Source organism: Paenibacillus sp. FSL R7-0216, assembly GCF_037969915.1.
GTDB classification, from domain to species: domain Bacteria; phylum Bacillota; class Bacilli; order Paenibacillales; family Paenibacillaceae; genus Fontibacillus; species Fontibacillus rhizolycopersici.
Map to the genome: position 1 here is coordinate 3,013,824 of NZ_CP150222.1, position 12,617 is coordinate 3,026,440.

Annotated in this window: 10 protein-coding genes; all 10 read right to left on the bottom strand. The window is 50.6% G+C overall.

What is annotated here, in order from left to right:
- Positions 1–22: 22 nt before the first annotated feature.
- Positions 23–1,228 carry an acetate kinase gene (locus MKZ15_RS13635; protein ID WP_339816539.1) on the bottom strand — a complete coding sequence of 402 codons (1,206 nt, stop codon included), beginning with the start codon at positions 1,226–1,228 and terminating at the stop codon, positions 23–25.
- Positions 1,225–2,097, bottom strand: coding sequence for a 3-hydroxyacyl-CoA dehydrogenase NAD-binding domain-containing protein (locus MKZ15_RS13640; protein ID WP_193416013.1), 873 nt, complete (start codon positions 2,095–2,097; stop codon positions 1,225–1,227). The genes MKZ15_RS13635 and MKZ15_RS13640 overlap by 4 nt, the downstream gene beginning before the upstream one ends.
- 137 nt (positions 2,098–2,234) lie before the next feature.
- Positions 2,235–3,740 carry an AAA family ATPase gene (locus MKZ15_RS13645; RefSeq protein ID WP_193416012.1) on the bottom strand — a complete coding sequence of 502 codons (1,506 nt, stop codon included), beginning with the start codon at positions 3,738–3,740 and terminating at the stop codon, positions 2,235–2,237.
- Positions 3,733–4,266, bottom strand: a complete 534-nt coding sequence (locus MKZ15_RS13650) for a hypothetical protein (protein ID WP_339816545.1) — start codon at positions 4,264–4,266, stop codon at positions 3,733–3,735. Before MKZ15_RS13650 ends, MKZ15_RS13645 begins: the two co-directional genes overlap by 8 nt.
- A gap of 152 nt (positions 4,267–4,418) precedes the next feature.
- The gene (locus MKZ15_RS13655) at positions 4,419–5,420 is read right to left on the bottom strand and encodes a phosphotransferase (RefSeq protein ID WP_339816547.1); all 1,002 of its coding nucleotides are present in this window, start codon (positions 5,418–5,420) and stop codon (positions 4,419–4,421) included.
- A gap of 97 nt (positions 5,421–5,517) precedes the next feature.
- A complete protein-coding gene (locus MKZ15_RS13660) occupies positions 5,518–6,003 on the bottom strand; it encodes a DUF5590 domain-containing protein (protein ID WP_155605317.1) in 486 nt (161 codons plus the stop codon).
- 28 nt (positions 6,004–6,031) lie between these two features.
- Positions 6,032–7,330, bottom strand: coding sequence for an amidohydrolase (locus MKZ15_RS13665; protein WP_155605318.1), 1,299 nt, complete (start codon positions 7,328–7,330; stop codon positions 6,032–6,034).
- The gene (locus MKZ15_RS13670) at positions 7,327–7,995 is read right to left on the bottom strand and encodes a redox-sensing transcriptional repressor Rex (RefSeq protein ID WP_272491425.1); all 669 of its coding nucleotides are present in this window, start codon (positions 7,993–7,995) and stop codon (positions 7,327–7,329) included. The genes MKZ15_RS13665 and MKZ15_RS13670 overlap by 4 nt, the downstream gene beginning before the upstream one ends.
- An 18-nt stretch (positions 7,996–8,013) precedes the next feature.
- Entirely contained in the window at positions 8,014–10,869 is a 2,856-nt protein-coding gene (gene dinG / locus MKZ15_RS13675; RefSeq protein WP_339816550.1) for an ATP-dependent DNA helicase DinG, read from the bottom strand.
- A gap of 188 nt (positions 10,870–11,057) precedes the next feature.
- A complete protein-coding gene (locus MKZ15_RS13680; protein WP_306433133.1) occupies positions 11,058–11,690 on the bottom strand; it encodes a tetratricopeptide repeat protein in 633 nt (210 codons plus the stop codon).
- Positions 11,691–12,617 lie beyond the last annotated feature (927 nt).

Below are 12,617 nucleotides of genomic sequence, written 5' to 3' on the forward strand. Positions count from 1 at the left end.
AAAGGTTTAAATTCGCCGTGCTTTACTTCGATTCCTGCACGATGTGCAGCGTATCGCGGGCAATCATCAGTTCTTCATTCGTAGGGATGACCAGAACTTCGACCTTGGAATTCGGAGTCGAAATCCGACGCGGTTCCCCGGAACGGATTTTGTTCAGCTCTTTGTCCAGCTCGACGCCCAAGTAGCTCAAGTTCTCACACGTTTTCTCGCGGACGATTGCCGAGTTTTCGCCAACACCTGCCGTAAAGACGATCACGTCCACGCCGTTCATTGCTGCAGCATACGATCCAATATATTTCCGCAGACGGTATTCGTACATCTCGAAGGCCAGTGTCTCATTCGGTTTACCCGCTTCCCACCCGTCGGTAATATCCCGCATGTCACTGCTGCTTCCGGAGATGGCAAGCAGACCGCTGTGCTTGTTCAACATCGAGTTCACTTCACTGATGGACAGCTCTTCCTTATTCATGACGAAGGTGACAACCGTCGGATCGAGGTCGCCGCTGCGCGTCCCCATCATCAAGCCTTCCAAAGGCGTCAGACCCATCGAAGTATCCACCGATACACCGCCTTTGACCGCGGTCAAGCTTGCGCCGTTACCGATATGGCAAGTGATGATCTTCAACTCTTCGATCGGACGGTTCAGATATTCCGCTGCCACTCGGCTGACATATTGATGTGATGTACCGTGTGCGCCATAACGACGGACGCGGTGTTTCTTGTACAGAACTCTCGGAATCGGGTATAAATACACTTTCTCATCCATGGTTTGATGGAAAGCCGTATCAAAGGCCACCACGTTCGGAACGCCCGGCATATTGGCTTCAGAAGCATTAATCCCCATGATTGCCGGAGGGTTATGGAGCGGCGCCAAGTCGAACAGGCGGCGGATTTCGGCTTTGACTTCCGGTGTGACAAGGGCGGAGCCTTTAAACGCCTCGCCACCGTGCACGACGCGGTGGCCCACCGCTTGAATCTCGTTAACCGACGCTAGAACGCCATGTTCCTTGTCCGTTAATTTCTCAAGCACTTTGCGAATCGCCGTCGTATGCTCCAGAATTTCGCTGACTTCCGTCACTTCCTCTTTGCCAGTCGGTTTATGTGTCAAAATCGAGGAATCCATACCGATCCGCTCAACCAGTCCTTTAGCCAAAACCGATTCATCGGTCATATCGTAGAGCTGGTATTTTAGGGAGGAGCTTCCCGCATTAATAACTAACAGTTTCACAGCCGGTCACCGTCCTTATCGTATTTAAAGAAACCTTCGCCCGTTTTTACGCCCAAACTGCCGGCGCGTACCATTTTCTTGAGCACGAAGGAAGGACGGTATTTCAATTCGCCGAATTCGCGGAACATGCGTTCCAATGCGGCCAGTACTGAATCCAGGCCAAAGCGATCGGCCATTTCCAGCGGCCCGTATTGGAACTGGTAGCCCATGCGCATCGCCTCGTCGATCTCTTCTGCAGATGCGACACCTTCACCTAGTACATGCAGCGCTTCATTGATCATAACGCAAATAATCCGGGAAGTAACAAAGCCCGGGGATTCGTAAACCATGATGCCGCGTTTCTCCACGACCTCTTCCACGAAGCGTTTCGTTTCTTCAAACGTGGCATCCGATGTTTTCAGACCGCGGATAATTTCAACCAGATTGATTTTGGCAACAGGATAAATAAAGTGCATGCCGATGACGCGCTCCGGATATTTCGTTCCGCCGGCGATCTCGGTTAAACTGAGCGTTGATGTGTTGCTCGCCAAAATGATGTTGCTTGGACAAACTTGATCCAGCTGTGTGAATACCTCTTTTTTGGCATTCAAATCCTCCGAAATGGTCTCGATCACCATATCGCAGGTTCCGAGTTCGGCAAAATGCGTAACTTTATGGATACGGGATAAGATCAGTTTCTTCTCCGCTTTCGTGATTGCCCATTTCTCGAGCTGTTTATCCAGACTCGTTTCGATCATGCTGTAGGCATGCTCCAATTTATCGGCTGTCTCCTCCACGAGCAGCACGTCAAGTCCTTTAGCCGCTAGCATTTCGCTTACGCCCTGACCCATTGTGCCGCCGCCGATGACACCAATTCGTTTGTAGTTCATGGTCCTCTCGCTCCATCCTTTCATTATCTGTACATAATATGGTTCCCCAGATGTCGAATCATACATCTTCTAACATCCAACATATAATAATATCTTAGCACGAAGAAAAAGTAAAAAAAAATAACCGGCATCATGAATTATGCCGGTAAATCGACGCTGTCACGAAATTGACAACGGAATTGCTCGCCGGAAAGGCGCTCTTCCTTGAATAAGAGATCAAGCGATTTGTCGAAGACTGCAGAATGTTGCTGCAGCATTTCTTTTGTTTTTGCTGCAAGATCGTCCAAAATTCGTGTATTTTCGTTCATCAACACCTCGGTGGTCACCATGTCCATGTTGACGATTCCTAACGATGTCAGGCCAGACGTCATCATCGTGTGCACGATCTTCAAAGCCTGCTCGAAGTCATTGCTCGACCCCGTACTGCGGCCACCGTAATAGATTTCCTCCGCGGCCGCCCCAGCCAAGGCAATCATAATTTGGCCTTCCAAATACGATTTCGTATACAAATACTTCTCATCCTGCGGGTTATGGCGAACATATCCAAGCGCTCTCCCGCGCGGACTTAACGCGACTTGACTAACGCTGCCCGGCGCAACAACCTCAGCGGCAATGGCATGGCCCAGCTCATGAATCGCGACGCGACGTTTCTCTTCCTCGGCGGCCTGTCGGTCTGTCTTCTCGCCCATCAGCACTTTATCGATAGCCATCGATAAATGACCTTGGGTAATTTGATCGACCTCATCCCGCATCGCGTAAATTGCCGCTTCATTCATCACGCTTTCCAACTGCGCGCCGGAGAAGCCATACGATTCCTCCGCGATTTTGTCCAAATTGACGCCCTCTTGCAGCGGTTTGTTGGCCGCGTGCAGTTCGAGGATATGACGGCGGCCCTTCTTATCCGGCAGATCGACTTGAATATGCCGGTCAAACCGCCCTGGACGAAGCAAAGCGCTGTCCAGCATTTCCTTACGGTTCGTCGCGGCAATCAGTAGAATCCGCGGCGTATCGGAGGAATAAATGCCATCCATTTCCGTCAACAGCTGGTTTAACGTTTGGTCGTACTCGCGTTGCTGCCCGCCTTCTCTTTTTCCGCCGATCACTTCGATTTCGTCAATGAAAATAACCGCATTTTCCTTGTTTTCCTTAGCCGCGCGGGTTCTCGCTTCCTTAAACAAATCACGAATCCGACTCGCCCCAACGCCGACATACATTTCAACGAATTCACTGCCCGAAGCCGCGACAAACACGGCATTAGTGTATTGTGCCGCTGCTTTCGCGAGCAAAGTTTTCCCGGTTCCCGGAGGTCCCGTCAGCAAAATCCCTTTGATCGGGCGAATGCCGAACTTGCTGATTTCATCTTGTCGCACCATAAAATCCAGCGCTTCCCGAAGCTCCTGCTTTGCACTTTCCTGTCCGCCGATCTGCTCGAAGGTTAGCTTTGCCAGGCCGCGCTTTTTGCGCTTCCGTTCCCCGGCTGCTCCGATCGTAATCCCGCCGCTGCGCATTTTGATCGCCGTAAACAACGCGCCAAACAGCACCATAGCTACGACAAGCGGAACAACATTAACACCGGTCACTGCCAAGAATACGATAAGGACCGGAATAAATCCGATGGCTGCTTCGATCATCCATTTACGCATTCGGCCATGCCCCCATTCGTTCCGGTGTACGCGGCAAAATAACAAATTTACTGTATTGACCATCCGTCAAAGTAATATAGACGTTTTTCTCGTCCATTTCCGCTGTAGCCGTCAGTTTGTCGTTTTCCTGTTCCATTTGCTTTAGAGCCGCGGTAATTTGCGTATATTGCTTGTTTTCCATCGCTTGCGCGACGGTGAACAACGCGTTCTCCCACAACTGGTCCAATGTCGGAGAAGAATGATCCTCCACGTCTAGCTTCAACGTACGGTTGCCGATTTGGTCTTTCCCGTTCTGTTCAATCTGCCGAACTAGCGCGCCAAGATCGGTCCCCGGCTTTAAACTCAGCTTCAGCGCCAACTCATCAGGTTTGATATCCATTTCGACTTGATTTACACCATCCACACTTTTTACGATATTCTCCAGCGGACGTTCAATCGCCCATTGCCGATACAGGAACCATCCACCAAACAACACAAGGACGGAAATAGCGATGCTTGCAGCAATTGGTCCAATACGCAGTTTCACGTGATGTCCCCCTTATCTATAATAATCATCTCTGTAGTATATCAACCCGTCTATCAAAACTACAAATATGAGTATATCACATCGTATATCAAATATCGAAGGAAAGTGTGAAGATATTTAAAATTTGAAGCTAGCAGTTCTACCCCGAAATGCTACAAATTCTCAAGCATCACTGGCAAGCGGTTGATATTTTCCGCCAGCCACTTCATCTCCCTGGCGAAGCGCGCGGGAGGCGCGCTATGTGGATCCATCTGCCCATGAATCCACCAGACACATTCCATGTACCACAGCATTTGCAGGGATGTCGTTAAGTACCCCGTCTCAAATGGGGCTTCTACCTCCTGTCGATACCCTTCCATAAATGCAGTAGCCAGAGTCAGGTCCAAGTGATCGCTAAACGCACATGACATAACAGCTCGAGCAACATCGAGCCGGGGATAATCATAATTGAAGCGATCGAAATCCAGGACCGCAGCCACAGAACTCTCGTTAAACAGCAAATTGTCCATCCAAAGATCCCGATGCGCCCACCCCGATGCAATCTGTTCAAATCGTCCCAGGTCAACGTTTTCCGTTGCAATGCGTTGCGTTTCAATCTCACTCGACAATAAGAGGTTGCCGCTGCGAAGAGCTTGCTCCTGAAGCGTAATCCAATGCTCCAATCGCTCCTCGCGAGCGGGAGGGCAAAACAAGGCGGATTCCTTCCGTCCCAACGTCCCGTCATTCAAAAACCGATGCATTTGGCCTGTGACCCGTCCTAAATCATAGACTTGATGGATGTTGGATTGTCCCGGCGGAACAAGTAGTCCCTGACAATACCCCATTACAATGAACTTTTCACCACTGTCCGACTCAAGCATCCTATTCCCGTTCGAGGTAAGAAGCGAAGGGCACGGAAAACCAAGTTCACTTAATCGCATTTGTTGCGATAAGGCCAATTGCAACGTTTCGGGCCGATAGGACTTAAACCGCTCCCTATTATATTGCTTAAGCACAAATTCACCGAAATCCGTGGTAATTTTCCATTTATAATTTAACCAACCTCTTTTAATAGGAATAGCCTGCCGGATTGGACTAGAAAAATGATGGTTAAACGCTTGTTTCAAGTCTTCCCACACCTTATTCTCTTGCCCTGTAGGATCGAGCAACTCCATGCCTTTCCCTCCTTACAAAAAAACGGTCTCGCCATTCAGGCTTTTCGCCTAAACCTCGAAACCGTTTATTAGGAATATTTCTATTTACGACGACCCGTCAGCGATTCGGCAGGGTGAACACTTCCGGTAGCGGTTCGCCCGTTGTAAAACTGAAGAACCGATAATAGTGGTGGTCCTTCTGTTTGTAGAACAGCTGCCAGACCAGTTGGTTATTGTAAATGCCCGGCAGCAGACGGACTACCTGGATACCCGGCAACGTCTGTTTGATGATGGCTCGAACCTGATTCTCGGACTTCCCTTCCGATAGCAATCGCACCTCAGGGTCCTGTCCTTCTCGGAGCCAAACCATCATTTTACGTCCGGATTCGTCTTCCCCCTGCACGACCCAGGTGACTTCATCCCATACCGACTTCCACACCTCGTCTCCCTGGACCAGGTCCGTCTCCTGCTTCGCCTGTTGAACGGCCTCTCTTTCGGCTCTCCACGTATCCTCATGAATGTATAGATAAAACCGGTGGAGACCAAGGAGCACGATCAACAGGATCACGATGGACAGCAGAATCCATTGGGTTCGCTTCCTCAACCTTCTCTTCCTTTCCTATCCTAGCGTATTACCGTGCCAGCAGTCCCTCGAACGCAGCTTGAGCGTCGTGCCGAATACGCTCCTCATCAAGCGTCAGGCAAGCCCCGTGTTTGACGACCTGTTTGCCATTCACCCAAACGTGCTCCACGTCTTTTGGTCCAGCAGAATACACGGTGTGCGAGATGAAATCCGTTCGCGGCAGAAAATGAGCCTGCTCCGTGTTCAAGGCGATGAAATCCGCCTTCATGCCAGCCGCAAGCTTCCCGGTGTTCGGCAAGAAGACCGACTTCGCGCCGTACTCCGTCCCCATCTTGAGTGCTTCTAGAGCCGGAATCGCCGTCGGATCCCCGGATACGCCTTTATGAATCAGCGCGGCCAAACGAATCTCCTCCAGCATGTCCAGGTTATTGTTGCTGGCTGCACCGTCAGTACCCAGCGATACCACGACTCCCTTCTTCAGGAGCTCCGGTACTCTGGCAACGCCGCTGGCCAACTTTAAGTTGCTACCCGGATTATGAGAGACGGTAACGCCATGAGAAGCCAAGACCTCGATTTCCTCGTCCGTCAAATGTACGGCATGGGCGAGCAGCGTCGGGCGGGAGAACATGCCCAGCTTCCGTAGGTGCTCTACCGGGCGAACGCCGTAATCGTTCACGTTCTGCTCCACCTCGGCGCGTGTCTCCGACATATGCGTATGCATCGGTAGATCGAGATCGTGGGCGGCTTGTACGAACTTCTCGATGAAAGCCGGCGGACAGGTATATGGCGCATGAGGCGACATCATCGTCGTGATGCGTCCTTCCGCTTTACCGTGCCAATTCTGGGCAAACGCGATCGCTTCTTTAAGCTTCTGATCCTGCTCTTCCGGCGAGCATAGCCCGATCGCTCCGCGCATCAGCACGGCGCGAATGCCGGATTCCTCGACAACCTTGGCGACTTCGTCCATCTGATCGTACATATCCAAGAACGTGGTCGTACCGCCTTTAAGCATTTCCAGTACGGACAGCGCCGTTCCGGCATAAACGTCAGCAGCGGTAAACTTGGCTTCCATCGGCCACATTTTCTCCTGCAGCCAGGTTTGCAGTACCATGTCATCCCCATAACCGCGCAACAGCGACATCGCCGCATGACCATGGGTATTAATCAGTCCCGGCAAAAATAACAAGCCTTTGCCGTCAAACGTTTCGGCGCCTTCCACGCCTTCCGGGCGCTCTTCTCCGATATAGGTGATCGAATCGCCTTCAACAAGCATATATCCATGAATCACGGGGCGATTGGTCTCCAGTACGGCAAACGTCCCGTTCTTAATTAACCATTTACGACTCATACGTTGGCTTGTTCCTTTCCATCCTCCAGATAATATGCCAAGCTAAGCAGGTCTGTAGTGAAATCGGCCGCATGAATCCGCACTTCCGACGGCACCTTGAGAATCGTTGGCGCGAAGTTCAAGATGGCTCCGATCCCGGCCGCAACCAGCTCGTCTGCCACGCGCTGGGCTTCTGTGTCAGGTACCGTTATGATCCCAATACGGATATTATTCGCTCGTACCGTAGCTACCAGCTCCTCAATCGGTTGAATCGTGATGTTGTTGATTTGGGTACCGATCTTTGCTGGCGATGCGTCGAACACGGCGACGATTTTCATATTATCCTTCAAATAAGCATTATAATTCGAAAGGGCTTGCCCTAGATTACCGGCACCGACTAACGCCACGTTAATTTGCTGGTCCAAGTTGAGAATCTGTTGAATCTTCTCGATTAGGTAAGCCACGTCATAGCCGATCCCCTTCCGACCAAAATCGCCGAAATACGCTAAATCCTTGCGGATTTGCGCGGGATTCAGATCCAACTTCTGGCCCAGCTCCTGCGAGGAGACCGTGGGGACCTCCCTGCGGCTGAGTTCGTTCAAGAAACGCAGGTAAACCGGCAGTCTGCGGACGACGGCGTCCGAAATTTTTTCTGACTTCATGCTTCGTTTCCCCCTATTCTTCAATGCGATCAATAAAGCGGTTTAGGCTTCGGGATTCAACCATTCCGAGATGCGAGGTACCATTTGATTCATCGGCATATGCTCCATCTTCGGTCCGGGCAAAGAGTATAAAAAATACTTCCCATAGTAAGACTCCAGGATACGGGTATCATAAACGATTACGATGCCACGATCCTGCGAGGAACGGACGAGTCGCCCGAATCCTTGCTTGAAGCGGATAACCGCCTGCGGGACGGATAACTTCATAAATGGGTTTTTCTTCTCCCGCTGCAGTCGCTCACTCTTGGCTTCCACCAGCGGATGGTTCGGCGGTTGAAAAGGCAGCCGCACGATCGCTAAACTTGTCAGCGCCTCGCCGGGGATATCTACCCCTTCCCAGAAACTGCTCGTCCCCAGCAATACCGATGCATTTTGACCCTGGAAGCGCCGAGTCAGCTTGGTACGGCTACCGCTGTCCATCCCTTGCCCGATGACGGTGATCCCCTGCGCCGAGAGCAACTCTTTCAGCGGGTCATACACCTGTCTCAGCATCCGGTAGGACGTAAACAGCACCAGCATGCGGCCTTGAGTAGCCACCGCGGAATCTGCCAACGACTGCACCAACGTGTTAATGAAGTGATCATCTCCCACGCTGCCCTTTACGCTCGGAAAATCACGCGGAATGACTAAGAGTGCCTGGTCCCGGTAATTAAACGGAGATGGCAACATCGACGTAATCAACCGTTCCTCTTCCGCCGCCTCCGTCAGACCCAACTGCTCGATCATATATTGAAACGACTTATCGACTGACAATGTCGCGGAAGTCATAACGACGCTTTTTTTCCGATCGAAGAAAAATTCCTTCAACTGGGCGCTAACGTCAATCGGCACCGCGTACATTTGCAGCGAGCGGCTGCGGTAATTCCCGTTGGCTTCCATCCAATAAACTGTGTCTTCGCTTTCCAGCTTCATGAAGAACCGCAGTGATTCCCGTTCTCCAGCTAAATCCTTAAACAAGCCGCTGATATCGGTAAGCAGGCTTTCCGCAGCATAATCATCCTGCTCCTCCCGAATCTCGGACAGGAGACGATCCCCTTTTCGAAGCACGTCGCCCAGACCCACGTAAATCTGGTTTTCGAGCGCGGTCAGTGTCTCCCAATCCTTCGGCTTTCGGGTCGGCAGCAGCCGATATACGAATTGCCCCGGATCGCCGGGGGCCGCATCGCTGCGATCCGGCATCAAGCTGAACAGCAGCTCGCTGAGCTTGTCCCAGCTCTCTTTCACATCCACCAACACTGGGTAGATGCCATCGATCACTGCGCACCATTCCGCAGCTTTCTCCGCGGACGACGCATCTATCGAGCTCCGAAGATTAGCCAGCTGCCCTGTCTTGCTGTCTTTAAACAACCGGGTCAGCGTATGGACCACCGTAAAGTATTTCATATGAATGCCAAGATGCTTGCCGGCCACATCTTCCAAATGATGCGCCTCATCGATGACCAGCCGCTCATAGCCTGGTAGCAGCTGGTGCCCGGCCTGAATGTCCGTAAACAATTTAGAGTGGTTCGTGATGACCACGTCAGCTACTCCGGCTTCGTGTTTGGCACGATGATAGAAGCATTTGCGGAACCAGGGGCAGGATCGGCCTAAGCAGGATTCCGATTCACTGGCTACCGTCTCCCAGAAGTCGCCGCCGCGGTTTCCGAGATTCAACTCTTCATCGTCGCCGTTTTCCGTTTGTGTCAGCCACACAACCATTTGCGCGGCCGTCATCACCTCTTCTTTAGGTGTTGCGAAGTCTTTTCTATTCATTTTATGTTCAAATTTGCGCAAGCACAAATAATGCTGCCTTCCTTTAAATACGGCTGCGCGGAAAGGAAAAGGCACGACTTCCGTCAATAGCGGCACGTCGCGCTCCCGCAGCTGCTCCTGCAGGTTGATGGTATGAGTGCTGACCATTACCTTCTCTTCATTCTTTACACTGTGGTAAATGGCCGGCAGGAGATATCCCAAGGATTTACCGGTCCCCGTTCCGGCTTCGACCAGCAGATGCTTGTCTTCCTCGAAAGCCCGCATGACCTCATTCAGCATCATGTTCTGGGCTTCTCGCTCCTCATACTGCGGCAAACGCTCTCGCAGCCGTTCCCGAACCTGTTCCATGAACTGCTCGAACGTCACATCCGCCAGCGGATTTCGATCCGAACTGTCCCTTGGCGCTTGGATGTCCAGCCAATCCTCCACCTGCAGGGCGAATTGACGATAGTACACGAAACCATCTTCGCTTGGCACCGCCTCGCGTTCCTTCTCCTGCGTCATCGCATCGAAAAACCAGCCCAAATCGCTGTCCTCGCCTGCAAACAGATCGGCCAGACGCTGCAAAGTCAACAGCGGCAACTGCGCGCATTCCTCCAGACATTTCAGGAAAATGAGCGCCGTCGCCAGCGCATCGCTGTCCGCCTGATGCGGCCGATCATGCTCCACTTCAAACTCCGCCGCCACCAGCCCGAGCTGATAGGAAGTAAGCGAAGGAAACAGGATTTTCAAGAAATCCATCGTATCCAGAATGCGGCCGGTAAACGGCAAATAGCCTGTTTTGTCCAAAGCGCTCTGCAAGAAATTAAAATCGAATGCAACATTGTGCCCGACCAAGACGACGTCGTTTAGAAGCGGAACCATCTCCACCATCACTTCGTCTAGCTCCGGCGCATCCTTGACATCTTCCTCTGCAATTCCCGTCAATCCCGTAATAAAAGGAGGGATCGGAACACCTGGTTTCACGAAGGAACGATACACCTGCGATATCGTCTTATCCGGTTCTATAATGGCAAGTCCCACTTGAATAATTTCATCGGAGGACTGGTTACCCGTCGTTTCAAAATCAAGCACTGCGTATTTCATTGCTATTAATTGTCCCTTCATTCCAGTCTCTTTACAGCATAACAGAAGATAACCGATTTGAAAATTAATACAAACGGGATCTGTAATAAAAATCACAAAAACAAAACAAGCGATGCGCCGCTTTAAGCGGAATTTCGCATCGCTTCATGATTCAAGCCGTAAATAAGTGCGTTCAATCGGAATGAGACCTACAATAAGGAAGTCAGTTCCGGACTGTAATGCAATTTCCCCGTGCTGTGCGTGCAGGCCTCCAAATTGGCCAGTGGCTCGGGCAAGGACGGATCGCTGTGATGAGCCAACTTGAAGTACTCTTTTGCTTTGGTAAACACACCTTTTTGCGCCTCAATGCATCCGAGTGCGTTGTAAATGATGGAACGAAGCCGTTTGTTCGTCGCCTTCTCCAATACCAGCCAGAAATGCTTCGCGGCTTTGTCGATTTGCTCCAGGTGCAGATGGCACATTCCCATGTAGGTCTGGGCGAGCACACTGTCAGGAAACTGCTGCATGACCTGCTCAAATTGGGACAATGCCTGAGGAAACATCAGCAGTTTGTAATACCCTTGCCCTTTGATAAAAACGGGGTCATCCAATTCAGGAAGATCGGGCGTCTCCCTGGATGCCAGGCTCCCAAACGCATGGCGCAAATATCCCATTTTCTCCTCGAAGCATAACCACTCCTCGATGATCCCGTCGCTCATATGCTGAAGCAGGCTCCATTTCTTAGCCAACTCCAGCTTTTGAGCGTTACCGGCCAAGGGATATTTCCGTGTGATTTCGTCCAACATCTCATTCATTTCCGCAAACACATGCTGAAACATCATTCGCATCCCCCCAAACGAAAATGAAATCAGTCCGAGCCTTACGTTCATTTTTTGTTTCGAGGACCGTTTTCATTCCCGCAGGGAGGAATTACACTTTTTTGAAGGCTTTATTCTGGCTTTGGTAACTGTGGCGGATGCCGCAAGCTTGGGGTCCTCAGCGGGTCGGGGGTTGGAGGCGTATGTTCCAGTGTTCCCCAAGGTGGCCGATTCCGCAAGAACTAAGACGCGAATTGTATGCGAAAAATCGAATACAATTTGGCGTTTAACAGTGATTCTGACGGAATGTATCGAAATTTCATACATAATTGCGTGTTGGGAAGGCAATGACCCGCAATCTGTATGAAAAACCGAATACATTACGGTTTTTGGTTCATTCGCGATGATTTGTATATGAAAAATCGAATACATTTCGGCGTTTTCGATGATTCTGACGGAATGTATTCGAAATATCATACATAATTGCGTGTTGGGAAGGCAATGACCCGCAATCTGTATGAAAAACCGAATACATCACGGTTTTTGGGTCATTCGCGACAATTTGTATATGAAAAATCGAATACATTTCGGCGTCTTCGGTGATTCTGACAGAATGTATTCGAAATTTCATACATAATTGCGTGTTGGGAAGGCAATGACCCGCAATCTGTATGAAAAGCCGAATACATCACGGTTTTTGGGTCATTCGCGGCAATTTGTATATGAAAAATCGAATACAATTTGGCGTTTTCGATGATTCTGACGGAATGTATTCGAAATATCATACATAATTGCGTGTTGGGAAGGCAATGACCCGCAATCTATATGAAAAACCGAATACATCACGGTTTTTGGGTCATTCGCGGCAATTTGTATATGAAAAATCGAATACAATCAGCGAGCAACGTTGACCAGGTGCGTAGCGTAGCTGGAGGCTACGTGAGCACACGG

Bases quoted from the DNA above. Each gene is read 5' to 3' on its own strand.
- MKZ15_RS13640 (WP_193416013.1), bottom strand. From the start codon at position 2,097: ATGAACTACAAACGAATTGGTGTCATCGGCGGCGGCACAATGGGTCAG.
- MKZ15_RS13645 (WP_193416012.1), bottom strand. From the start codon at position 3,740: ATGCGTAAATGGATGATCGAAGCAGCCATCGGATTTATTCCGGTCCTT.
- MKZ15_RS13655 (WP_339816547.1), bottom strand. From the start codon at position 5,420: ATGGAGTTGCTCGATCCTACAGGGCAAGAGAATAAGGTGTGGGAAGAC.
- MKZ15_RS13665 (WP_155605318.1), bottom strand. From the start codon at position 7,330: ATGAGTCGTAAATGGTTAATTAAGAACGGGACGTTTGCCGTACTGGAG.
- dinG (WP_339816550.1), bottom strand. From the start codon at position 10,869: ATGAAATACGCAGTGCTTGATTTTGAAACGACGGGTAACCAGTCCTCC.
- MKZ15_RS13680 (WP_306433133.1), bottom strand. From the start codon at position 11,690: ATGATGTTTCAGCATGTGTTTGCGGAAATGAATGAGATGTTGGACGAA.